The following is a 21,678-nucleotide window of genomic DNA, read 5'->3' on the forward strand; positions in this document are numbered from 1 at the left end:
CGGTCAGTGGGATGCCCTTGCAGCGAGGCAACTGGCCCCGGGCCGTCGCTGCAGGATTGCCAACCGAGTATAGACTTCGTCCGAATGTCGGGGAGCCAATCGGCGAAGCAGTCGACCATGGTCGCCCCGCATGCCACACGCCGCGCTCCTGGAGGAAGACAGTGCACGTTGATTTCCGTCCGCTACCGACCCTCGCCGGCTTCGCGCTGGCGACTGCGCTGCTTTGGATGGCTGTCGAACCGGCGAACGCACGGGATGATGCGAAGGCGGCGGTCACTCGGCCCGGGGCGAACCCGCTCATCCGCGACAAGTTCACCGCCGATCCTGCTCCGCTTGTCGTTGGCGACCGGCTGTATCTGTATGTCGGCCACGACGAGGCCCAGCGCGACGAGATGTTCAACATGCGCGAATGGCTGGTTTATTCGACCACCGACATGAAGACATGGACCGACCACGGCCCGATCATGAAAGTCGCCGATTTCAAATGGGCGAAGGCCGATGCCTGGGCTTCGCAGGCGATCGAGAAGGATGGCAGGTTCTGGTTCTATGCCGCGGTCGAGCACGACGAGACCCATCCGGGCAAGGCCATCGCGGTCGCTGTGGCCGACAGCCCCACAGGTCCTTTCGTCGATGCGAAGGGCTCCGCGCTCATCACCAACGAGATGACGCCCAAGGGGACGCACAGCTGGGAAGACATCGACCCGACGGTGTTCACCGACGATGACGGAACCACCTGGATCGCCTGGGGCAATCGACAGTGCTACATCGCCAGGCTCAAGCCCAACATGATCGAGATCGATGGCCCGATCACCGAGATCACACCACCCCACTTCGAGGAAGGTCCGTGGCTGCACAAGCGTGGCGCGCTGTATTACCTGACCTACGCCTCGCTCGACCGCTCCACCCACCGCGACGAGAAGGTGTCCTACGCTACCGCTCCGTCGATCCAGGGGCCGTGGACCTACCGTGGCGAACTGAGCGGCTCGGGCAAGTACAGCTTCACCATCCATCCCGGCATCGCCCGGTTCAAGGGCAACTGGTATCTGTTCCTGCACAACGCCGCGCTGGCCATCGGTGACCAGAATGGTTCGATCGGCAGGCGTGCGGTGACGGTCGAGTATCTGCAATACAACGCAGACGGGAGCCTCAAGCCGGTGGTGCAGACGGAGGCCGGCATATCCGTTCCGCCTCCGCGGTAGGCCACGTCAAGCGCGACCGCCCCCACTCGACATTCACTGGAACGCCAACGTGAGCACACGCAATGCATCGCGCGTTCTCCGGTCACTGAGGTTGCTGTAGAGCATCACGTCCTGCGAGCGGATCGTCGGCAGCGACAGCAGCCCGCTGACGTCGACCGTACCTGGCGGCGCCGCACGTCGCGCCAGCAGCGCCACCGCGAGGCCGGCGACCGCGGCAGCCCCCAGGATCGCGGCACCCTTGCCGACGAAGACTTCGCGCCATTCGACGCCGGCCCGGTCGAGCGCGCGTACCGCCTCCATTCGGACACGGCACGATTCGCCTTGCGTCGCCAGCGGCACTGGCTGGCCGGCACGCGGTTCCCAGCCGGCCGCTGCGAACCATGAGAAGGATTCAGCGAACACGATCTTGCCCCGCTTGCCGCGATCCTCAGGGCGCAGCACCAGCACCGCGTCGAGGTCCCCGCGTTCCTGGGCTTGCATGAGCTCGTTGGTGCCGGCGATGCGGATCTCGACCAGCAGGTTCGGGTCGTGCTCACGCATCCGCCGAAGCAGGAGCGGGAGTTCGCTGCCCACCAGTTGCTGGTTGATGCCGATCGCCAGGCGACGCTGTTCGGTCTCGAAGGCGGCGGCCGCGCGGTCATGGGACGACACCAGCTCGCGTGCAACACCGACAAAAGCCAGTCCCTCCGCCGAGAGGCGAACATGCCGCGGCGTGCGTTCCAGCAGGCGGCGGCCGAGTTGATCCTCCAGCCGCCGCAGCTTCAGGCTGACTGCGGACTGGGTGGTGCCCAGCACGTCTGCCGCCCGGGTGAAGCTCTGCAGGTCGGACGCCAGCAGGAAGGCCCTCACCGCATCCACGTCCATCGCTTTCATCTGGTGTCATTCGATTCTGAAATGCCAGATATCTTTGTAGATGCGTTCTTCATATCACGCAAGCGGCCTACGATTGGGCCCGTCAACTCATCTACGAGGCCTCACCGCCATGAAAACCCTGACCGGAGCCTTTGTCGCAATGCTGGCAGGGCTGGCCGCGCGCGACGCGCCAGCGCCGGCACCTGCCTTCCCGCTGCAAGGCACCTGGACCCTCGTCGCCGCGGACAAGATCCTGGCGGGTGGCGAGACCGTGCGGGACTACGGTGAGAGGCCCAGGGGCAGGCTCGTCGTCGATGCCGAAGGGCGGTATTCGCTGCAGATCTTCAAGTCCGAACGACTGCGCTTTGCCAGCGACAGCAAGGCCGATGGCAGCGCCGAGGAACTGAAGTCCGCAGTCATGGGCAGCAGCACCCACTACGGCACCATGGCGATCGATGGCCGGGCGGCGGTGCTGGTTTTCTCGATCGAAGGCTCATCCTTTCCGAACTGGGAAGGCACGACCCAGAAGCGCCAGTACACCTTTGACGGCAGCGAGCTACGTTACAAGGTGCCGCCACGGCCGGACGGCAGCATCCCGGTGTCTGTGTGGCACCGGCTCGACTGAGCCCGACCTTCTCGTCCGGGGGCAATCGCGCCCCCGATTCACGCATCAGGCAATGGAGGCAACATGCCGCACTTCGTAGTCGACTGTTCCCGGGCAATCCTGGAGATCCTGGATGAAGAAACGATCATCGCCCGGCTGCATCGAGTGGTTAACGCTTCGGGACTGTTCGAGGAATCGGACATCAAGGTCCGGGTGAACCCCTTCGAGATCAGCTCCGTCGGCGGTCGTGGGGAGGACTTCATCCACACCTTCGCCTGGATCATGGAGGGGCGCACGGTCGAGCAACGCGCCGCCTTGTCGAAGGCCATCGTCACCGAGCTGGCCGCGATGTTTCCCCAGTTGCCGCGCATCGCCGCGAATGTCGCCGAGTTCGAGAAGGCGACCTATTTCAATCGCGCGATGATGTGACTTACTGCCGGCCTGACCTCCTCCGGCCGCAATGCCCGTTGTCGACCAGAAGTGGGCATTCACGGCTGGGCGCTGGAGGCGAACATGAAGGGGTCGATGTGGCGGGTTGCCGCCTTGTTCCTGCTCTGGTCGTCGCAGGTTGTGGCCGCGCCGGGCGGGCCCGTCCTGATCGACGTCGAGCGGTTCGCCGAGCTGCCGGCAGGGGTTCGCCAACCGGAAGGGCTGACCGTGGATCCGGCCAGCGGCGAGTTCTTCGTCGGCACGTTCGATGCGCGCGAGCCGGCGTCCGCGCGCAACAACCAGGTGCTGCGGTACTCCGCTCAGGGCAAGGTGGTCGCTCAGCGAAGCTTCGGTGCGACTCCGCTCACCGGCCTGGCGTTCCGTGATGGACAGGTCTACGTGCTCAACTTCGGCGCATCGAAGTTGCAGCGCATTGCGGCCAACTTCGGCGCGAGCACACCGATCGAGGACGTGGCCACGTTCACTGCGCTTTCGCCCGCGGCGCCCACCGAACGCAGTATCGACAATCCCGACGGCAGCCATGACCGGATCACTTACGGGGCATCCGGCCTGCCCGCCATCAACGGCATGGTGTTCGATCGCGCCGGCAACCTGTACGTCTCCGATTCGTTCCAGGGCGCGATCTACCGGATCGCCAACGCCACGAAGTGCGCGCCGTGCCAGGTCGAGGTGTTCTCGCGTGATGCGCTGCTTGGCACGACGGGCGCGCTGCCGTTTGGCGCCAACGGCCTGGCGTTCAGCGCCGACGAGCGGATCCTCTACATCAACAACGCAGGCGACGGCCGCGTACTGCGCATGACCATGCCTGCAGGGCCGGTGACCGTGCTGGCGGAAGGCATGTATGGCGCCGACGGACTCCTCTTCCACCACGGGCTGCTGTGGGTGGCCACCAACCAGATCGACAACATCGTCGCGCTGGACGAGAAGGGACGCGTGCGCGCGCGTGCCGGCAGATTCGAGGGCATCGACGCCGATGGAGCACCACGCGGCCTGTTGTTTCCAGCCGCCAGTGCCGTGCAGGGTGACTGGATGCTGGGGATCAACCTCTCCCTTCCCATCACCGCGGCCGAAGGCGATGAATGGGAAGAGGACGTCACGCGCTGGACGATAGCGCGCTTCCGCATTCCGGCCACCATGAAGTAGGTCGCAACGAAGGACTGCTACGCGGCGCGGCTGGTGCGCGAAACGATATCGAGCGCGACCGCTTCGGCGGTGCGGATGCCATCGACGCCGGCCGACAGGATGCCGCCCGCATAGCCGGCGCCCTCGCCTGCTGGAAACAGGCCGCGCGTGTTCAGGCTGTGGCCGTCTTCGCCGCGCGTGATCCGCACCGGCGAGGACGTGCGCGTTTCCACGCCGGTCAGTATCGCGTCGTGCATTGCGAAACCGCGTATCTGCTTCTCGAACGCCGGCAGCGCTTCGCGGATCGCATCGATTGCATACTCGGGCAGCGACGGCGCGAGATCTCCCAGCCGCACGCCGGGCTTGTACGAGGGCAGCACCGTGCCGAACTCACTCGACGCTTTACCCTTCAGGAAATCGCCCACCAGCTGGCCGGGCGCTTCGTACTCACCGCCACCGAGCTCGAACGCCCGCGCTTCCCAGTGCCGCTGCAGTTCGATGCCGGCCAGCGGCCCCTCGCCGTAGCGGGCGTAGTCTTCCGGTGTGATGCCACACACGATCGCCGCATTGGCGTTGCGCTCGTTGCGCGAGTACTGGCTCATGCCATTGGTGACCACGCGGCCAGGCTCGCTGGCTGCGGCGACCACCGTGCCGCCCGGGCACATGCAGAAGCTGTACACCGAACGGCCGTTGCGGCAGTGGTGCACGAGCTTGTAGTCGGCCGCGCCGAGCAGCGGATGCCCGGCCTGCGGGCCGAAGCGGGCGGTATCAATGAGCGATTGCGGATGCTCGATGCGGAAGCCGATCGAGAATGGCTTGGCTTCGACGAAGACGCCACGCGCATGCACCATCGCGAACGTGTCGCGGGCGCTGTGGCCCAGCGCCAGCACGACGTGGTCGGCTCGCAGTTGCTCGCCGCCCTGCAGCGTCACGCCGCGCACGTGGCGCGTACCGGCGCTGTCGGTCTCGATCAGCAGATCGTCGACGCGCTGGCTGAAGCGGATTTCCCCGCCGAGGGATTCGATCGTCGCGCGCATCTCCTCGACCATGGACACCAGGCGGAAGGTGCCGATGTGCGGCTTGCTGACGTAGGCGATCTCTTCCGGTGCGCCGGCCTTGACGAACTCGTCGATGACCTTGCGCCCGTAGTGCTTGGGGTCGCTGATCTGGCTCCACAGCTTGCCGTCGGAGAACGTGCCCGCCCCGCCTTCGCCGAACTGCACATTGGATTCGGGGTTCAGCACCTTCTTGCGCCAAAGACCCCAGGTGTCCTTGGTGCGCTCGCGCACGGCCTTGCCGCGCTCCAGCACGATCGGGCGGAAGCCCATCTGCGCGAGCACGAGGGCCGCAAACAGGCCGCACGGTCCCATGCCGATGACGAGCGGGCGCAGCGACAGGTTCGCCTGCGCGTGCGCCACGAACTTGTAGTTCGTGTCCGGAGTGCGCATCACCTTGCTTCTGTCACCGGCGCGCGCGAACTGCGCAGTCTCGGCATCCAGCTCCAGCCGACGAAGGATGTCGGCCTCACGCGGGGTGTCCACGTCGACCGAGTAGATCAGCACGATCGCGCCGCGCCGGCGCGCGTCGTAGCTGCGCTTGGCGACGGTGTAGCCGGTCAGCTCGTCGTCGGCGATGCCCAGTCGCGTGAGGATCGCTTCGCGCAGAGCCGCCTCGGAGTGGTCCAGCGGCAGGTTGATGTCGGTCAGTCTGAGCATGAGGTGCATCCGATGGCGGGCTCATTGCCGTAGCTTGGGGGCCGAGCCACGCGCATTGGCCGGATGAAGCACACGATGCCCGACAAATCATCCCGGGGGCATCAGGCGAATTTTAGGCCGCGCGACCCATATCCGCCATGGGTTGTGGTTTCAGCCAGTCGGTGCTTCCTGGGTGGAGGGCGGGTGCGAGGCAGATGACGCGGCTCCGACGACTTCTTCGCCAAGGCCTAACGATGACGTCCGAATACTGACTGCCCCCTCAGTCCGGGATCGCATGCAGCATGGGTCAAGTTGGCGTCGGTTGTGCCGGTTGGTCGATATCACGCCAGCACGCCCGGCTATTCGGCGATGGCGACAGCATGCTCGCACGGTATGCCACGCGGTTCCCGGTGGTGGAGGTCAACTCGTCGTTCTACCGCCCGCACCAGGGCAAGACCTACGCGCGCTGGGCAGCATCGGTTCCGCCCCACTTCCGCTTCTCGGTCAAGATCCCGCGGACGATCTCCCACGAACTGGCGCTGCGTGGCAGCGGCTCCACGCTCGATCGCTTCCTGGGCGAAGCCGGCGAACTGGACGAGAAGCTCGGCGGCTTCCTGCTCCAGCTGCCACCGAGCCTGGCGCTGGACATGCGCACGGCGTCATCGTTCTTCCGCGTGTTCCGGGCCCGCAGTGCCGCGCCACTGGTGGTTGAACCGCGCCATGCCAGCTGGTTCGACGAGAAGGTCGAGCCCATGTTCGATCGGTTCGAAGTGAGCCGCGTGGCCGCCGATCCTGCCCGCGTCGAGGCCGCGGACCGGCCGAACCCCGGAGCCGGCTTGCCGTACTGGCGCCAGCACGGATCGCCGCGCATGTACTACAGCGACTACCCGGAACGAGCGCTGCGCACGCTGGCGCACGAGGTAGCCAGCTACGCACGCGGCCCGATCGCCCCGTGGGTCATCTTCGACAACACTGCGCACGACTTCGCGATTGCCAATGCGGCGCGTTTGCAGGAACTGGTGGCAGCGCCGGCAAGGTCCAGGAAACGAGCGCGTGCCTGAGGGTCCGTCCATCCTCATCCTGAAGGAGGCCGCGGCGAAGTTCCGCGGCAAGACCGTGCGCAAGGCCACGGGCAACAGCAAGCTCGACCTCACCCGCATGGAAGGCCGGCGCGTGGTTGCCCTGAGGACCTTCGGCAAGCAGTTCCTGATCGAGTTCCGCAGTTTCAGCCTGCGCATGCACATGCTGATGTTCGGCTCGTACCGGATCGACGAAGCCAAGCCCGCGACGCCGCGGATGTCGCTGCAGTTCGACAACGGCGTGTTCAACGTCTACTCGTCGTCGCTCAAGTACATCGAAGGCCACCTGGACGAGACCTACGACTGGCGCGCGGATGTCATGAGCCCGGACTGGGACCCGAAACTGGCGCGCAAGAAGCTCAAAGCGCAGCCAGCCACCCTGGTGTGCGATGCGTTGCTGGACCAGGAGGTGTTCGCCGGCGTCGGCAACATCATCAAGAACGAAGTTCTGTTCCGCATCCGCGTTCATCCGTTGACCGAAGTTGGTGCGCTGCCGCCGCGCAAGCTCACCGAGATGATCACCCAGGCGCGCCAGTACAGCTTCGATTTCCTGGAGTGGAAGAAGCAGTTCGTCCTGCGCAAGCACTGGCTGGTGCACAACAAGGGCGTGTGCCCGGACTGCGGCGCGCGCCTGGTCAGGGCGCACCTTGGCACGCGCAAGCGTCGGACGTTCTTCTGCGAGAACTGCCAGGTGCGCTATCCGCAGGAGACCGCGAAGCGCGCACCTCGCAAGACCGCCGCCGCAAAGAAGGCCAAGGCGCGCGCCGCGCCTAAACCAGCGGCGGGTCCTTCTCGCGAACGAAGTGGCGGTGCGCCGCAAGTGCCGCGATGAACTCCTCGACGACGCGCGAATCGGCGTCCTCCTCGAGCAGCAGTCCGGTATCACTGTCGTCGCGAAGCACGCCCGCGCTCTCGGCGAACCCGACCGCTTCGCCCACTACTGCAATCGGCTTGCAATGGCGGTACTGGTCCTTGAGGAACTCCGCTGCGCGCCCGTCCTTCATCAACGTCTCGACGTGGGCGGCGCCGCCAGGAATGACCACGGCGTCGAACAGCACCGCCGGCTCGTTCTCCAGCGAGGACTCCGCTTCCAGGGCTTCGCCCTTCGAACCTTCCAGCGGCCCGATGCGAGGCCCAACGAGTCGCACGACTGCGCCCGCCTCGAGCAGGGCATCGCGGAACCGCGCCACTTGCCCGGCATCGACACCCGGCGCGACCAGGATGGCGACTTTGCGACTACGAACGCCGACCTGTCCGGGCCGGGCGGTCAGCGACAATGTCGGCGACTGCTCGATCTCCGGCGTCGGCGGCTCGATCGCACGCGGCATCGGATCGGGCAACGGCATCCCGAGGCCGTCGGCGACCTTGCCCGCCAGCTCCTCCGACACGTTGCGCAGCATCGACACTACACGCCGCCTGACTGCGGGTACCGACACCTTGGACAGCTCGAATCGGAATGCCGCCGCGATGTGGGCCTGCTCGGCAGGCGTCTGGCTGTTGAAGAACAAGGCAGCCTGGTTGAAGTGCTCGGCGAACTTCTCCGGCTTGCCGCGGACCTCATCGGCCTGGATCGGCTCGGGGAACGATACGAAACCCGCGCTGCCGGCCTGGTACGGACAGCCGCCCGCCAGCGAGTTGGGCTCATAGGCCACCTTGCCGCGATGAATCCCCTGGCGATGCATGCCATCGCGCTGGTTGTTGTGCACCGGGCTTATCGGTGCGTTGATCGGGATCTCGTGGAAGTTCGGTCCACCCAGGCGCGTCAGTTGAGTGTCCACGTACGAGTGGATCCGTCCAGCCAGCAGGGGATCATTGCTGAAGTCGATGCCAGGCACCACGTGCGCGGTGCAGAAAGCGACCTGTTCGGTTTCCGCGAAGAAGTTGTCCGGATTGCGATCCAGCACCAGGCGGCCGACCGGCTGCACCGGCACGAGTTCCTCGGGAATGATCTTGGTGGCATCGAGCACGTCGAATGAGAACGCGTCGGCCTGTTCTTCCGAGAACAGCTGCACGCCGAGCTCCCATTCCGGGAAGTCGCCGGCTTCGATGGCTTCCCACAGGTCGCGCCGATGGAAATCCGGATCGGCTCCCGACACCTTGACCGCCTCGTCCCAAACCTGCGAGTGCGTGCCCTGTTTCGGATTCCAGTGGAACTTCACGAAGGTCGAATCGCCGTCGTCGTTGACGAAACGGAACGTGTGGACGCCAAACCCCTGCATGGTGCGGAAGCTGCGCGGAATCGCCCGGTCCGACATCACCCACAGCAGCATGTGGGTGGATTCGGGCATCAGCGACACGAAGTCCCAGAAGGTGTCGTGCGCCGAGGCCGCCTGTGGCATGCCGTGGTGAGGCTCGGGCTTCACGGCGTGCACCAGGTCGGGGAACTTCATGGCGTCCTGGATGAAGAAGACCGGGATGTTGTTGCCCACCAGGTCCCAGTTGCCTTCGTCGGTGTAGAACTTCACCGCGAAGCCGCGAACGTCGCGCGCCGTGTCCTTGGATCCGCGCTCGCCGGCCACCGTCGAGAACCGCACGAAGACCGGTGTCCGCTTGCCCACGTCCTGGAACAGCGAAGCGCGCGTGACGTCGACCAGCGGCTCGTAGCATTCGAAGAAGCCATGCGCGCCCGAACCGCGTGCGTGCACGATCCGCTCAGGGATGCGCTCATGGTCGAAGTGCGTGATCTTTTCCCGAAGGATGAAGTCCTTCAGCAGCGCCGGTCCGCGCACTCCCGCCTTCAGCGAGTTCTGGTTGTCCGCTACCGGGACGCCCTGGTTGGTGGTCAGGACCTGGCCGCTCGCATCGATCCTCACGCGATCCAAGGACGCTACGGTCGGATTGGCGCCTGGCGCAGGAGGCGATCCGGCCTTCGCGTTTGCCTGGTTTTCCGACACGGTGCTCGCGCCGGCCAGTTCCGAAGGCGGCGTGACCACCGTGCCCTCCGGCGGATCCAGTGCGCCCTCGCGCGTGTACTCGGCGGCCTTGTTCTCGTTGAACGGCATCAGCGACGCGATGTCTTCGACTTCACGTGCCTGCTCCGCCATCGGCCTGACTGGCGCCGGCACCTTGCCCTTGGTCCGGCCCGAACGGGATGTGTCTTTTCGCGTAGCCATTGTGGCGGTCCATGACAGAGGCAGGCGAAAACAGTAGAGGCGCCGCTATGACAGACCCGTGATTTGAAGGGCGCGTAACTGAACGTCGAGAGTTGGACGAGCACGAATGACCGCTGCCCGCCCAACCGTGACTACGACTTGTGCGCGTGGCGCGGCTCAGCGCCCGTCGCGATCGGCGTCGCCGGGCAGTGCACGCTCGACGTTATGCCAGGCGTCCTTGACCGCGGCCTTGGCGTCGTTCCATGTCAGGCGCGAATCGCCTTTGATGGCGTTCCATTGCCGTTCCAGCTTCGGCTCGGCTTCGTCCCACTGTTGATCCGGGTAGTGGGTACGCGCGGCAGTTCCGAAGCGGTAGGCCGGGCGATAGTCGTCGAACGAAGCGCCGGACACCCGGTACGGCGCCTGGTCGAACTGCGCGCCGTAGTACTGATCGGCCTCGCTGAACGCACGATGCGTGCGGTCGCTGCGCTCCCACGCATCCCTGACTGGCCCTTGAGCGGTCTCCCAGTCGAGCCTGGAGCTTCCCCTCGCTTCGTTCCAGCGCTGCCGCAGGTCGTCCTCGAGCGATTCGTCCCAAGCCCGATCGCTCAGCTGCGAGCGTGTCGTCGCGCCAAGGGCGAATGCCGGGCCATAGTCACTCTGGTAGTCGTACTGCGGGTCGTAATAGGGGCGCGTCTTGTACTGCGTGCTCCAATACTCGTTCTCCAGCGTGGGATCGAGCTGCTCGGCAACGGCCTTGCCCGCCAGCGCACCGGCGATCGCGCCGACGCCACCACCGATCAACATGCCGATGGGGCCACCGATTGCGCCAATGACCGCGCCACCGACGGCGCCGCCTACACCGCCCACGCCTACGCCGACCGGATGCGATCCGGGAGTACCGCTGATGGGATCGCGATTGAGGTCCTTGTCACGCTGCGTGTTCATGCGCTTGCTCCGACTGGGGAGCGACGACTGCTGTCCGCCGGCAGTGAGCACGCTGTGGGCAACCCCCCGTGAAAGAGAACGAGTGCTGAACAAGCCCGGCTTATCTTTTCCCCCTTGAGGGGCGGATCGGTCTGTCGGGGCGTCGGGTGACGCCACCTACACTCTCCGTCCGCTATCCATGCACGGAGTCGAGCCCCGGCCCACCCAGCGTTCTCGCTGCAGGTTCCGGCTTGCCCTCCCCTGCGAGCGTCGGCGCCATGACCCACTGGATACGCGAACACATGCTGGCCACCATCGTCCTGACCGTAGTAGCAACCCTGGCCGCGGTCATCATCTTCACCAACCTCACCGGCTCGGAGAAGCGGGTGCAGCGGGTCGTGCAGCACCGTTACGCCGTGAGCGACCCGCAGTTTCGTCGGGAGATGGGCGTGATGCTGGGCCCCACGGTGGTCCCCGGCAACCGGATCGTCCACCTGCGCGATGGTGACCAGATCTTTCCGGCGATGTTGCGCGCGATCGAGAACGCGCGCGAAACCATCACCTTCGAAACCTACATCTACTGGTCCGGCGACGTCGGCCGGGAGTTCAGCGACGCACTCGCCCGGCGCGCACGGGCGGGCGTCAAGGTCAACGTGACGCTGGACTGGCTGGGCAGCGCCAAGATGGACGAGGCCAGCGTCGAGAAGATGAAGAAGGCCGGAGTGCACGTGGAGCGGTACCGCCCGCTCAGCTGGTACAGCCTGGACCGAATCAACCACCGCACCCACCGCAAGATCCTGGTGATCGACGGACGCACCGCATTTACCGGCGGAGTCGGCATTGCCGACCAGTGGCAGGGTCACGCGCAGGACCCGAAGCATTGGCGCGACAGCCATTTCCAGATCGACGGCCCGGCCGCGGCACAGATGCAGGCGGCCTTCAGCGACAACTGGATCAAGATGACCGGGCACGTGCTCAACGGCGCGCCCTATTACCCGGAGGTGGACCGCGACGGCGACGTGGATGCGCAGGTCTTCGTCAGCTCACCAGCCGGTGGCAGCGAAAGCATGCACCTGATGTACCTGCTGTCGATTGCGGCCGCCACGCAGTCAATCGACCTGGCTGCCGCGTACTTCGTTCCCGACGAACTGACCCAGCGTGCCTTGATCCAGGCCCGGGACCGTGGCGTGCGTGTTCGCATCCTGGTGCCAGGCCCGCACATTGATTCAGATGCGGTCCGCCTAGCGTCCAAGGCGCAATGGGGCGTCCTCCTCAGTCGCGGCGTGCAGATCTGGGAATACCAGCCCACCATGATGCATGTGAAGTTGCTGATCATCGACACGCACCTGGTGTCGGTGGGATCGACCAACTTCGACGGCCGCTCGTTCCAGCTCAACGACGAGGCGAGCCTCAACGTCTATGACCCGGCATTCGCCAAGGAAATGACCGGTGTGTTCGAGGACGACCTGGCGCACTCGACACCCTATACCCTCGAGCAATGGACCCATCGCCCGTGGAAGGAGAAGCTTCTGGAGAAGTTCGTGATTCCGCTGCGGTCGCAGTTGTAGCTCGCGATCGACCTGCCGATCAGCCTGCGCGAACCGGCGCGTTCACCTCAGCCCTGCGCTTGCGAACGACCACTGGAACGCTTCGCCGACGCCTCCAGCGACGCCAGCAGACTGACGAGAACGGAGATGGCGATCGGCTTCACCAGATGGTGATCGAACCCCGCCGCAAACGCGCGCTCGCGGTCGGCGGGCTGGCCCCAGCCGGTCAATGCGATCAGCGGCACATTCACGCCCCGGCCCCTGAGGGCGCGGGCAACGTCGTAGCCCGTCATGCGCGGCATGCCGATATCCAGAATCACGACATCCGGATCAACGCTGTCGAACTGGTCCATGGCGTCGACACCGTTGTCTACGACATGCACTTCGGCGCCCGACAGACGCAGCACTTCGGCAAGGCTGTCGCCGGCATCGATATCGTCATCGGCAAGCAGCAGGCGAAGACCGAGGCGGATGGGCGCCCCGCCCTGCCCCGAGCTGGCCAGTGCGTCCCCGGCATTGCCGGACAACGGCAATCGAAGGGTGAAGATGCTGCCCTTGCCCGGACCACCGCTGGCTCCATCCAGCGAGCCCCCATGCAGGGCCGCCAGGCGGCGGGACAGTGCGAGACCAATCCCGAGTCCCTCCTGGTGGGATGAGCGGGCTTGGCCTCCGCGGGTGAACATCTCGAACAGGTGCGGGATTTCCGAAGTCTCCATGCCCATGCCGTCGTCGCTCACGCAAAGCAGCAACGTGCCTCCGTCCACGAGACCGCGCAGCACGATGTCGCCGCCAGTCTCGGAGTACTTCGCGGCATTGTTCAGCAGGTTCGTCAGGATCTGCGCCAGGCGTACGCGATCGCCGTTGAGTACCAGCGGGGACGGCGGCAGTTCGATCAACAACCGATTCCGGCCGGCGTCGATTTCCGGTCGCACCGCTTCCACCGCGCTCTCCACCACCGCGCTGAGCTCGACCGGCTCGGATTGCAACGACACGTGGCCGCGCGTGATGCGGGACACATCCATCAGGTCGTCGACGAGCCGCACCAGATGGTCGACCTGTCGCTCCAGGACCGCATGGATATGCACGTGCGGGCTGTCGGCGCTGGTGGTGTGGCGCAGGATCTGGATCCCGTTGCGCAGCGGCGCGAGCGGATTGCGCAGCTCGTGGGACAGCGTCGCCAGGAACTCGTCCTTTGCGCGATCCGTCTCCGCCAGGCGCTCGGCGTGTTCGCGCACGATCTGCTCGGCGGCCTGGCGATCGGTGACATCGCGGGTCGTTCCCGCCACGGCGACGACGTCGCCGGCCGCATCCAGGACGGGCGCGAAGATGTAGTCGTAGATGCGGCGTCCGTTGGTGCCGGTGAAGGGGATCTCGCCACGGATCGGTGCCTTGGTGGCGATCACCTGCGCCAGTTCGCGATCGTGCATGTCGGCGTGCCACTGCTCATAGCCCAGCTCCATCCACACTTTTCCGCGCACGTCCTCGACACCCCAGACCTTGCGCAGCGAGTCGTTGGCGTAGATGGCGCGCAGGTCGGTGCCGAAGATGTAGACGAAGTCCGGCGTGTTGTTGAGCGCGGTCTCGTAGATGCGGCGCTGGTGCTCGGACTGCGCAGCCAGGCGGTCACGGTCCTGCTCGACGCGACGCGCGTCAAGGACGGCGATTGATTCGTGACCGCGCCCGGTCACCACGCCGTCGGCATCATGGCGCTCGATCTGGTGGAGGATGAATTCCACCTCCCCGGCGTCATCGAGGATCGGGCTGTTGATCGAAGACCGGTAGCGCTCGACGAACTGGCCGGTGGAAGGATCAACCTCCCCGAGTGGCTGCCTATGGTGGTCGATCGAACGGGAGCGGATCACGCGCTCGAACGAAGCGATCAGCGTCGCCACGCTTCCCGCTGCCTGCGGCGAATCGGGAAACGATTCGAAGTACGGGCGACCCAAAGCATTGCCCGGGTCAGCCGAGACGGCTCGCGGTGTCCGCGTGATGGCGACCACCGGAAAGCCAGGGACCGCCCGCAGCAGGGCCGAGTCGCCCTGCAGGCTCTCGAATACGCGGTTCAGATCGCGCGTGTCCATGGGGGGCTGGTCGAGTCGTCGGCTGACTAGGCTACAACAGCATTTCCCCTGCTGCGGGCTTCTGCAAGTGCTCAGCGCGACTTCTGCGACATTCCGGCGAGTTCGGCCAGCAGGCGCCTGTGGTGCGCGATGAACCGGTTTTCCATCCATGCGAGCTCTGCAGCGGAGTACTTCGACCTGAGGTCATAGAAGTACTCGGTGTCGGCAAACATGATCCCGCCAATCCGGGCGCCGATCCTGAGCACGTGGTCGACCCCGTCAATGTCTTTCGCGAAAACCGTCCCTTCTTCCAGCAGCACTTCGTTTTGCACGGTCAATCCTCATGTCCCCGGAACAGGCAACCAGCCGGACGTTGCCTTGGTGGCGCGCCGCAGTCTGAGATTGTGCGGACGCGTGCCAAGGGTGCGTGAACACCTGAACCACGGGTACCGGTCTATTGATCGCCCTTGAGCACCGGATAAGGATTGATCGCTGTGCCTTTCCACCACTGCCGTTCCGGGCCGAGCTCGAAGATGGCGAAATGCAGGTGCGGCGCGGACGGGTCGGCGTTACCGGTGCTGCCAACGTAGCCGATCACGTCGCCGCGCCGGATCGCCCCATGCTCGTTCAGTCCTTCTGCGTAGCGATCCAGGTGCGCGTAGTAGTAGGCATAGCGGCCGCTGGGTTCGAACTGGTAGATGGTGAGGCCACCTGGAACACTGGTGAACAGCTTCTCGACCGTGCCGTCGGCCACCGCGAGCACCGGGGTCCCGCGCGGAGCCATGATGTCTATTGCTTCGTGCACGCGGCCGGCCGCCCGGGCGTCGCTGAAAGTGTCATGCAGTTCCGCGGCAGCAACCCCTTGCACGGGGACAATGAGCCCGCTGCCGGCATCGCCAGTCCTGGCCTGCGTCGTCGCGGCAGGTCGAGGCGCGGGACTGGCTGGCACGGTATCGGACGGCCCTTCGGCCTTTGTCGGTGTCGATGCCGGTGCTGCTGCGCCGGTTGCCGCCAGGGCTCTGACGGGCGTCCCGGCGGGCGCCGGCAAGGGAGATCCGGCGGCCGCTTGCGCCGGTCGCCCGTGCCAGTACCGGTACAGACCCACGTTCGCACCTGCCAGCACGATCAGAAGAAACACCAGAACGGTTCGCGGCATCTGCAGCTCCATCGGATCAGCGCCTCATTGCTGCAACAGCGCAGGCGTTCCTGGCGCCACCGCATTCGCCAGCGCAGCAGCATTCCAGTTGGTCATGCGGATGCAACCGTGCGATTCGGTCTTTCCCACCATGCCGGGCTCCGGCGTGCCGTGAATGCCATAGTGGTCCTTGCTGAGGTCCACCCACACCACGCCGACCGGATTGTTCGGACCGGGCGCGATCTTGGCACCCTTATGCGCCGGATCGGCATCCCAGAACAGTTCCGGGTTGTACTGGAAATGCGGATCGCGGGCGACGCCCTTGATCGTCCATTTGCCGATCGGCAACGGGTCGTGCTCGCTGCCTGTGGACGCAGGATAACGCGCGTACACGCGCCCTTGCCCGTCCATGAGCAGCACCGATGCATCCGACTTGTCGACCACCACCGAGGCCGCTTTTGCCGGCGCGGACGCCTGTACGTTCGGCACCCACAATGCCGTGCCTTCGCGGGCGAGATCCGCGTCGGGATTGAGCGCCTTCAGCAGCGCCGGACTGGAATGGAAGCGCTCGCCCAACGCTTCGGCCAGCGAGGCGAAACCCAGTCTCGGCAGCGCCGCCTTGGCCATCATGTCGTCCGGGAGCGCGCTGTAGGGACCGGCGACGTCCTCGGCCGTGAGGCGGTACTCCACCAGTACTGGCACGGTGTCGGTGTTGAGCGCCTGCCACGTGGCCTCATCGAGAGCACCACTGGCTTCCAGGTTGCGGCTGCGCTGGAACGCCGCGATCGCGCGCTCGGTATTGCTGCCCCATCTCGCGTCGATTTCACCCGGGACGAACTGCATGCGATCGAGCAGGATCTGCACGCGCAGCCAGGCAGGAGCATTGGCGTCGTCCTTGGGATCGCCTTGAATCGGGGATGGCTCCTGGGCGCGCAGCAGCGCTGGGGCCTGCGAGGGCGCGTTCTGTGCGAAAGAGAACAAGGGCACGATGAGAGCAGACAGCACCGCGGATCGCAGGATGGATTTCATGGGAGACCAGACGGAGGGACTGGCCTGCATGCTGCGTGGCGGCTCTCGCCGGTGATGTGAAAACAGTGCGCCCAGACTGTCCGACGGCTGAAGCTCGGGCGTCACGGCCGCATCACGCTGCGGATGATCGGCGGATTGGTCAGTCAGATCTTCCGACGCATGGACGCTTGGCTGCAGCCTCCACTCACCCCACTGTGGCCACCATTCATCACTCCCCGTGCCGCGGGAACCGGCGACCAATGGATGATGTCACCACGCATCGCGGGAGCTGATCATGAAGTGCTGCACTATCCACCTGTTCGCTATTGCGACGGGGCGAGCCATAGAGGCCACCGCTACCACTCTCTTGCGGATGGCGGCAGGCCGGAGGACTGCCGAGGAAGCAATGTGCGCCGCTCGCGCGGGCTCATGAGGCATTGGGTATGCTGCCAAGGCCGGCGACGGGGTCGGCGACTGGACGCAGCCCTGCCGATGGCACAGCTCGCTGGAGAAGAGCAGCAAGAAGCGCCACCGGTGGCGAAGCCCGGGTTCGCAATCGGCCGCCGGGGCATCGCCATTCTGGCAGCGTGGACGCTGGTCGCGATGCTGTTCGCCGGGCAGGCCTGGTTTGCCGCACAGGTTCGCGGTGAACCGTTGGCTTGGGCACGTGCCAGTCTCATCTGGCTCGTCTGGGCCGCGGTCTGGGCCGCCCTGACACCGGTCGCGCTGAGGCTCGAGGCGCGGTTCCCGCTCCAGCGACCACGCGTCCTTCCAGCGCTTGCGGTGCACGGCGCCGCTTCAGTGATCTGCGCCCTGGTCAACCTGGCGCTCTTCGCGCTGGCGGCGCCAATCATCGGTGCGACCCAGGTCGAACCCACCTGGCTGGGCACCTTCAGCCGGCTGCTTGGCACGACGCTTCTGCTGAACCTACCGGTGTATTGGCTGATCGTCGCCGCGGCACATACAGAGCGCCTCGTGCGGACCGCCCGGGAAAGGGATCGTCGGCAGCTTCGCCTCGAAGCACAGCTGGCCGATGCACGCCTGCAGGCATTGCGCGCCCAGCTGCAGCCACACTTCCTTTTCAACGCCCTCAACACGATCTCGGTGCTGATGCACGAGAACGTCGACTCAGCCAATCGCATCCTCCTGCAGCTAAGCACGTTGCTGCGCCGCTCGCTGGACAGCACCGACGCGCATGAGGTGACGCTGGGCGAGGAGATCGGTTTACTAGAGAGCTATCTCGAGATCGAGCAGGCCCGCTTCGGCGGACGTCTGAGCTACCGGATCCTCATTCCTGACCAGCTTCTCGCAGCACGGGTTCCGAACCTGATCCTCCAGCCCCTGGTCGAGAACGCGCTGCGCCATGGACTGGCCACTCGTTCCGGACCGGGGCGAGTGGAGATCAAAGCGGACCGACAGGGCGACCTCCTTCTGCTGTGCGTTGTCGACGACGGCCGGGGCCTGCCCCCGGCGAGAACCGAACGCGTCGGCTTGGCGAACACCAGGGCGCGGTTGCGCCTGCTGTATGCGGACAGGCAACGCCTGGACGTGCGAAATTCCGATGACGGCGGCGTCATCGCCCGGATCGAACTGCCTTGGCGCACTGCCCCATGACCATCCGTGCACTGATCGTCGACGATGAACCGGTCGCCCGCCGCGGGATACTGCGGCTGCTGCGGCAGGAGCCGGACATCGAGGTCGTCGAGGAGTGCGGTGACGGAGAAGCTGCAATCTCGGCGATCAGCACGCTTTCGCCCGACCTCGTCTTCCTCGATGTGCAGATGCCGGAACTCGACGGGTTCGCCGTCATTGAAGCCATCGGGGAGAACCGCATGCCTGCGGTCGTGTTCGTGACCGCATTCGATCAACACGCCGTGCGAGCGTTCGATGCGCAGGCAATCGACTACGTGCTCAAGCCGATCGATCCGGAACGCTTTCGCCGCGCGCTGCAGCGCGCCCGCACCCATCTGGCCCATCCCGATGACGGCTTCGTCCGCCGCGTTTCGGAGGCCTTGAAGTCGATCGATCGGGGAGAACAGCAGCGCTACCCTACGCGCCTGGCAATCCGCTCTGGTGGTCGCGTCCGTTTGCTCGACATCGACGAGGTCGACCGCATCGTCGCCGCAGGAAACTACGCCGAGATCCACACTGGCTCGAAACAGCACCTGCTGCGCGAGACGATGGCCAGCCTCGAGTCACGCCTGGACCCGCAACGCTTCATCCGGGTGTCGCGGGCGGCAATCGTCAGCATTGCCCAGATTCGCGAAGTGCAGCCATTGTTCAATGGCGACTTCGTCGTTCTGCTGAAGAATGGCGCACAGGTGAACGGCAGCCGGCGCTATCGGTCGGCGCTCGACGGGTTGCTTCGTTGAGCATTGTCGTCTGCTCAGGGCACTTGCCTGCGCGAAGAACGCTTCTGCGCCGATTGACGACCCTCTCCCGTCACTGCGCAGCGTCCACTCCTCCCGCAGCCGCGTCCGCCTGACACCAAGGGGACGCGAGCGGCCGCGCGTTTATCCATCATCCGCAGCACGCACTTCTGCGTATCGGAGATGGCCATGAACAAGTGCAGCATCCTGCTGTCCGCGGTAGCAACAATCGTCGTTCTCTCGGGCGGAATCCTGCCGGGAGCCAATGCGTACGACGGCGTTCGCGCCGAGTCTGTGGAGCTCAACAAATCGATCACCCGCAAGGTGTACGAAGAAGGGCTCAGTCAGGGCCGATTCGAAGTGCCATACAGTGCGGACTTCGTTGGCCACGGGGGCAGGACAACCTTCACCCATGCCAATGGCATGGCCGAAGCCAGGGGATGGCGAGAAGCATTTCCGGACCTGAAGGTCACGGTCGACAAGCAGGTTGCCGAGCAGGATCTGGTGGCGGTGCGCTGGACCGCGCGCGGGACCAACACGGGCACCGGCAATGGCATTCCGGCCACCGGTCGCGCAGTGCAGATCACGGGTACGACGCTGTTCCGGATGGCCGACGGACGCATCGCTGAAGAATGGACATGCGCCGATTCGTTCGGTTTGATGAAGCAACTCGGCATGATGGCGACACCGGCGACCAACGTACGCTCTCCGGCTGGTGCGCCCTGACCCGAGCCCACGCTGACCCGCGCATCCGACGAGTTGATCTGCGTCGGATGCGATCCTGGCCAGTCGGGTGATGTTGGCGTTTGTGCGTCAGAGGCCGCAACACAGGCATCACTCCGACGCGCACTTCACTAGCGGGCGTGCCGAGCGCGCTTTCCATCGTTGCGTTGGGTAGTCGCGCGACTTTGCGCGAACTCCGGGAAGGTATCCTCTATCGAATCCGCATCCGGCAAGATGTAGAACACCCCGCCCTTCTCGAACGTCGAACGGATGATCTGCTCGTAAAACTCGGGCGCGACATTGATGCAGCCGTGAGTGATGCGGTTGTCGTCCGGCGTAGGCGATGCAAGGCGTTCGACGCGTTTCTCGGCCGGGACGCCCGTAGCGGTGGGGTGGATGGAAACCGCGGAATCGTAGTCCACCCACAGTACGCGCCCTGCGTCGATTGACGGACCGAAACCGCCCACATAGCGACCAGCGGGCGTAGTGCGATCCCGGCCGGGAATCTCGCGAAGCGCCAGACCGGCGACGCCGGGGGCGGTATGGTCGCCGGTCGCCGAGCCAAAGAGCCCAGGTGCCGCGCCGCGAAGCCGGCCGTCACCACCGAAAACCAGGATCTGTGCGGCGGCCTTGTCTATGACCGCGAAGGGATAGCCCAGGTTGTCATTGGATGAGACAACCCAACCCGCGAGCTCAATCACCGTGCCGGATACCTCTTGGCTTGGCGGAAGCAGGTCGACGGCAGCGGCTGGTTGCGCGGCGGCTTCTTCGGCGCTGGCAACGCCGAAGCTCGTGAATGCCAACGCCAGCGCCAGCGAAACAGAAACGGCCCTGATCACAGGGTGTGTGCACGTACGGATGGGACGATTCCTTAAAACGAGTACTGGGTGTAGATCAAGGAGACCGGTGGCCAGCAAAGGCCACCGGGTCCCGGTTCAAACCGCTCGTCGCGAATGGTGCAAAAGCGACTAACCGCGCGGCTTGCGGCTCGGTGCCGCTTCGAGTGCCTGGACGCGGCTTTCCATTGCATCCAACCGCTGGTTGGCCTGCTGCGCGGACTGATTGGCAGATTCGGCACTCTGGGCCGCGTTCTGCACCTTCGTGTCGAGCTGGTCGAGGCGTGAGTTGATCCCGGCAAACTCGTCATCATAGGTGGCGCATGCGCCAAGGCTCAGTGCAACGATCGCCACACCGAGGGTACGCACCATCACTCGCTTTTGTTTGGTCAGAAACATGCCAATCCTCCTTCGTCTGGGGTACCGCAATATAGCGGCCTTTTTGCCGGGGGCATGACCTGCATTCAGTAGACGTTGGAATACGTTGATGGATTGTGAAGAAGTGGCAGCTTTCGAGAATGCCCCAGGTCCCGGATGTGATAGGGGCGTAAAACAGGCCTGCCGCCCCGACCTGCAGAGCGCCAAGCGCGTGTTTTCCGGTGGTCGGGCGTCGGTTCGGCCCCAGTTTCACGATCGTCCATGACCTCGCCGACAGGCTCGCGTTGTCCCAAAGGAAAAGCCCGACTGGCGGGGCTTTCGTTGGGAGCGTGAGGGACGTCACGCTCCCAACCAGGGACGCGAGCGCCAGTATCCCATCGGAGGATGCGCGCGTGCCGGGTCTTCAAACTCCATCGACAAGCGTGATGCGCGCCGGATTGCCGAGCGCAGTCGCACCGGAAGGTAACGGAGTTGAAGTTCAGGAATACTCCCGTGCCCTGTTCTCCAGCGCCACTTGCCAGTGCGAAATGCGCGACGGGCTGACACAAAGGCGGTAACGATCGTCAGCACGATCGCCGCATACATCAGGCCTGCGCCGGCGAT

The 21,678-nt window shown here is 65.2% G+C and carries 21 protein-coding genes; 10 read left to right on the forward strand and 11 right to left on the reverse strand.

Features of this window, described 5'->3' with window-relative positions; translation table 11 throughout:
• Nucleotides 1–161 precede the first annotated feature (161 nt).
• On the forward strand, nucleotides 162–1,199 hold the full coding sequence (locus AC3A3Q_RS16495) for a glycoside hydrolase family 43 protein (RefSeq protein WP_487587259.1): 1,038 nt from the start codon (nucleotides 162–164) through the stop codon (nucleotides 1,197–1,199).
• A 33-nt stretch (nucleotides 1,200–1,232) separates the two neighbouring features.
• Here the strand turns inward: AC3A3Q_RS16495 and AC3A3Q_RS16500 are convergent, their stop codons facing one another.
• Nucleotides 1,233–2,072, reverse strand: coding sequence for a LysR family transcriptional regulator (locus AC3A3Q_RS16500; protein WP_487587260.1), 840 nt, complete (start codon nucleotides 2,070–2,072; stop codon nucleotides 1,233–1,235).
• A 109-nt stretch (nucleotides 2,073–2,181) separates the two neighbouring features.
• Here AC3A3Q_RS16500 and AC3A3Q_RS16505 point away from each other — a divergent pair, with 109 nt between their 5' ends.
• The 3 genes from AC3A3Q_RS16505 (at nucleotide 2,182) to AC3A3Q_RS16515 (ending at nucleotide 4,248) form a co-directional block, all read left to right on the forward strand.
• Nucleotides 2,182–2,676 (forward strand): lipocalin-like domain-containing protein, encoded by a 495-nt coding sequence (locus AC3A3Q_RS16505; RefSeq protein WP_487587261.1) that lies wholly within the window; start codon nucleotides 2,182–2,184, stop codon nucleotides 2,674–2,676.
• 63 nt (nucleotides 2,677–2,739) lie between these two features.
• Nucleotides 2,740–3,084, forward strand: coding sequence for a 5-carboxymethyl-2-hydroxymuconate Delta-isomerase (locus AC3A3Q_RS16510; RefSeq protein WP_487587262.1), 345 nt, complete (start codon nucleotides 2,740–2,742; stop codon nucleotides 3,082–3,084).
• 84 nt (nucleotides 3,085–3,168) lie between these two features.
• Nucleotides 3,169–4,248 carry an SMP-30/gluconolactonase/LRE family protein gene (locus tag AC3A3Q_RS16515; protein WP_487587263.1) on the forward strand — a complete coding sequence of 360 codons (1,080 nt, stop codon included), beginning with the start codon at nucleotides 3,169–3,171 and terminating at the stop codon, nucleotides 4,246–4,248.
• Nucleotides 4,249–4,265: 17 nt separating this feature from the next.
• Here the strand turns inward: AC3A3Q_RS16515 and AC3A3Q_RS16520 are convergent, their stop codons facing one another.
• Nucleotides 4,266–5,942 carry an NAD(P)/FAD-dependent oxidoreductase gene (locus tag AC3A3Q_RS16520; RefSeq protein WP_487587264.1) on the reverse strand — a complete coding sequence of 559 codons (1,677 nt, stop codon included), beginning with the start codon at nucleotides 5,940–5,942 and terminating at the stop codon, nucleotides 4,266–4,268.
• 281 nt (nucleotides 5,943–6,223) lie between these two features.
• Here AC3A3Q_RS16520 and AC3A3Q_RS16525 point away from each other — a divergent pair, with 281 nt between their 5' ends.
• On the forward strand, nucleotides 6,224–6,982 hold the full coding sequence (locus tag AC3A3Q_RS16525; RefSeq protein ID WP_487587265.1) for a DUF72 domain-containing protein: 759 nt from the start codon (nucleotides 6,224–6,226) through the stop codon (nucleotides 6,980–6,982).
• Nucleotides 6,975–7,832: a DNA-formamidopyrimidine glycosylase family protein gene (locus AC3A3Q_RS16530; RefSeq protein WP_487587266.1), complete on the forward strand. Its 858-nt coding sequence runs from the start codon at nucleotides 6,975–6,977 to the stop codon at nucleotides 7,830–7,832. The genes AC3A3Q_RS16525 and AC3A3Q_RS16530 overlap by 8 nt, the downstream gene beginning before the upstream one ends.
• Here the strand turns inward: AC3A3Q_RS16530 and AC3A3Q_RS16535 are convergent.
• Together AC3A3Q_RS16535 and AC3A3Q_RS16540 are read right to left on the reverse strand one after the other, a co-directional pair.
• The gene (locus AC3A3Q_RS16535; protein ID WP_487587267.1) at nucleotides 7,771–10,113 is read right to left on the reverse strand and encodes a catalase; all 2,343 of its coding nucleotides are present in this window, start codon (nucleotides 10,111–10,113) and stop codon (nucleotides 7,771–7,773) included. The genes AC3A3Q_RS16530 and AC3A3Q_RS16535 overlap by 62 nt on opposite strands.
• A 156-nt stretch (nucleotides 10,114–10,269) precedes the next feature.
• A complete protein-coding gene (locus AC3A3Q_RS16540; protein WP_487587268.1) occupies nucleotides 10,270–11,040 on the reverse strand; it encodes a hypothetical protein in 771 nt (256 codons plus the stop codon).
• A gap of 281 nt (nucleotides 11,041–11,321) precedes the next feature.
• Here AC3A3Q_RS16540 and AC3A3Q_RS16545 point away from each other — a divergent pair, with 281 nt between their 5' ends.
• Complete coding sequence (locus AC3A3Q_RS16545) at nucleotides 11,322–12,587, forward strand: phospholipase D-like domain-containing protein (RefSeq protein ID WP_487587280.1); 1,266 nt, start codon at nucleotides 11,322–11,324, stop codon at nucleotides 12,585–12,587.
• Nucleotides 12,588–12,634: 47 nt separating this feature from the next.
• Here the strand turns inward: AC3A3Q_RS16545 and AC3A3Q_RS16550 are convergent, their stop codons facing one another.
• The 4 genes from AC3A3Q_RS16550 to AC3A3Q_RS16565 all read right to left on the reverse strand — a co-directional run bounded on the left by AC3A3Q_RS16550 (nucleotide 12,635) and on the right by AC3A3Q_RS16565 (nucleotide 16,820).
• Entirely contained in the window at nucleotides 12,635–14,647 is a 2,013-nt protein-coding gene (locus AC3A3Q_RS16550) for a hybrid sensor histidine kinase/response regulator (RefSeq protein ID WP_487587269.1), read from the reverse strand.
• A gap of 71 nt (nucleotides 14,648–14,718) precedes the next feature.
• Nucleotides 14,719–14,958, reverse strand: a complete 240-nt coding sequence (locus AC3A3Q_RS16555) for a hypothetical protein (RefSeq protein WP_487587270.1) — start codon at nucleotides 14,956–14,958, stop codon at nucleotides 14,719–14,721.
• A 122-nt stretch (nucleotides 14,959–15,080) separates the two neighbouring features.
• Nucleotides 15,081–15,767, reverse strand: coding sequence for a M23 family metallopeptidase (locus AC3A3Q_RS16560; RefSeq protein WP_487587281.1), 687 nt, complete (start codon nucleotides 15,765–15,767; stop codon nucleotides 15,081–15,083).
• A gap of 39 nt (nucleotides 15,768–15,806) precedes the next feature.
• Nucleotides 15,807–16,820, reverse strand: a complete 1,014-nt coding sequence (locus tag AC3A3Q_RS16565; RefSeq protein ID WP_487587282.1) for a L,D-transpeptidase family protein — start codon at nucleotides 16,818–16,820, stop codon at nucleotides 15,807–15,809.
• A 441-nt stretch (nucleotides 16,821–17,261) separates the two neighbouring features.
• Here AC3A3Q_RS16565 and AC3A3Q_RS16570 point away from each other — a divergent pair, with 441 nt between their 5' ends.
• From AC3A3Q_RS16570 to AC3A3Q_RS16580, 3 genes are all read left to right on the forward strand, one after another.
• Nucleotides 17,262–18,383, forward strand: a complete 1,122-nt coding sequence (locus AC3A3Q_RS16570; protein WP_487587271.1) for a sensor histidine kinase — start codon at nucleotides 17,262–17,264, stop codon at nucleotides 18,381–18,383.
• A complete protein-coding gene (locus AC3A3Q_RS16575) occupies nucleotides 18,380–19,141 on the forward strand; it encodes a LytR/AlgR family response regulator transcription factor (RefSeq protein ID WP_487587272.1) in 762 nt (253 codons plus the stop codon). Before AC3A3Q_RS16570 ends, AC3A3Q_RS16575 begins: the two co-directional genes overlap by 4 nt.
• Nucleotides 19,142–19,327: 186 nt before the next feature.
• Nucleotides 19,328–19,864, forward strand: a complete 537-nt coding sequence (locus AC3A3Q_RS16580; RefSeq protein ID WP_487587273.1) for an ester cyclase — start codon at nucleotides 19,328–19,330, stop codon at nucleotides 19,862–19,864.
• Nucleotides 19,865–19,992: 128 nt separating this feature from the next.
• On the opposite strand, the gene AC3A3Q_RS16585 is transcribed toward AC3A3Q_RS16580, so the two are convergent.
• The 3 genes from AC3A3Q_RS16585 to AC3A3Q_RS16595 form a co-directional block, all read right to left on the reverse strand.
• Nucleotides 19,993–20,670, reverse strand: coding sequence for a hypothetical protein (locus tag AC3A3Q_RS16585; RefSeq protein ID WP_487587283.1), 678 nt, complete (start codon nucleotides 20,668–20,670; stop codon nucleotides 19,993–19,995).
• A 159-nt stretch (nucleotides 20,671–20,829) separates the two neighbouring features.
• On the reverse strand, nucleotides 20,830–21,096 hold the full coding sequence (locus AC3A3Q_RS16590) for a hypothetical protein (RefSeq protein ID WP_487587274.1): 267 nt from the start codon (nucleotides 21,094–21,096) through the stop codon (nucleotides 20,830–20,832).
• 318 nt (nucleotides 21,097–21,414) lie between these two features.
• Nucleotides 21,415–21,678: hypothetical protein (locus AC3A3Q_RS16595; RefSeq protein WP_487587275.1), on the reverse strand; the 264-nt coding region annotated here is incomplete at its 5' end.

The organism is Lysobacter sp. Soil_C_59, from assembly GCF_057656415.1.

Coding starts and splice junctions, on each gene's coding strand:
- AC3A3Q_RS16570 (WP_487587271.1), top strand. CDS start 17,262: ATGGCACAGCTCGCTGGAGAAGAGCAGCAAGAAGCGCCACCGGTGGCG.
- AC3A3Q_RS16540 (WP_487587268.1), bottom strand. CDS start 11,040: ATGAACACGCAGCGTGACAAGGACCTCAATCGCGATCCCATCAGCGGT.
- AC3A3Q_RS16510 (WP_487587262.1), top strand. CDS start 2,740: ATGCCGCACTTCGTAGTCGACTGTTCCCGGGCAATCCTGGAGATCCTG.
- AC3A3Q_RS16525 (WP_487587265.1), top strand. CDS start 6,224: ATGGGTCAAGTTGGCGTCGGTTGTGCCGGTTGGTCGATATCACGCCAG.
- AC3A3Q_RS16575 (WP_487587272.1), top strand. CDS start 18,380: ATGACCATCCGTGCACTGATCGTCGACGATGAACCGGTCGCCCGCCGC.
- AC3A3Q_RS16545 (WP_487587280.1), top strand. CDS start 11,322: ATGCTGGCCACCATCGTCCTGACCGTAGTAGCAACCCTGGCCGCGGTC.
- AC3A3Q_RS16505 (WP_487587261.1), top strand. CDS start 2,182: ATGAAAACCCTGACCGGAGCCTTTGTCGCAATGCTGGCAGGGCTGGCC.
- AC3A3Q_RS16550 (WP_487587269.1), bottom strand. CDS start 14,647: ATGGACACGCGCGATCTGAACCGCGTATTCGAGAGCCTGCAGGGCGAC.
- AC3A3Q_RS16515 (WP_487587263.1), top strand. CDS start 3,169: ATGAAGGGGTCGATGTGGCGGGTTGCCGCCTTGTTCCTGCTCTGGTCG.
- AC3A3Q_RS16535 (WP_487587267.1), bottom strand. CDS start 10,113: ATGGCTACGCGAAAAGACACATCCCGTTCGGGCCGGACCAAGGGCAAG.
- AC3A3Q_RS16590 (WP_487587274.1), bottom strand. CDS start 21,096: ATGTTTCTGACCAAACAAAAGCGAGTGATGGTGCGTACCCTCGGTGTG.
- AC3A3Q_RS16580 (WP_487587273.1), top strand. CDS start 19,328: ATGAACAAGTGCAGCATCCTGCTGTCCGCGGTAGCAACAATCGTCGTT.
- AC3A3Q_RS16500 (WP_487587260.1), bottom strand. CDS start 2,072: ATGAAAGCGATGGACGTGGATGCGGTGAGGGCCTTCCTGCTGGCGTCC.
- AC3A3Q_RS16520 (WP_487587264.1), bottom strand. CDS start 5,942: ATGCTCAGACTGACCGACATCAACCTGCCGCTGGACCACTCCGAGGCG.
- AC3A3Q_RS16565 (WP_487587282.1), bottom strand. CDS start 16,820: ATGCAGGCCAGTCCCTCCGTCTGGTCTCCCATGAAATCCATCCTGCGA.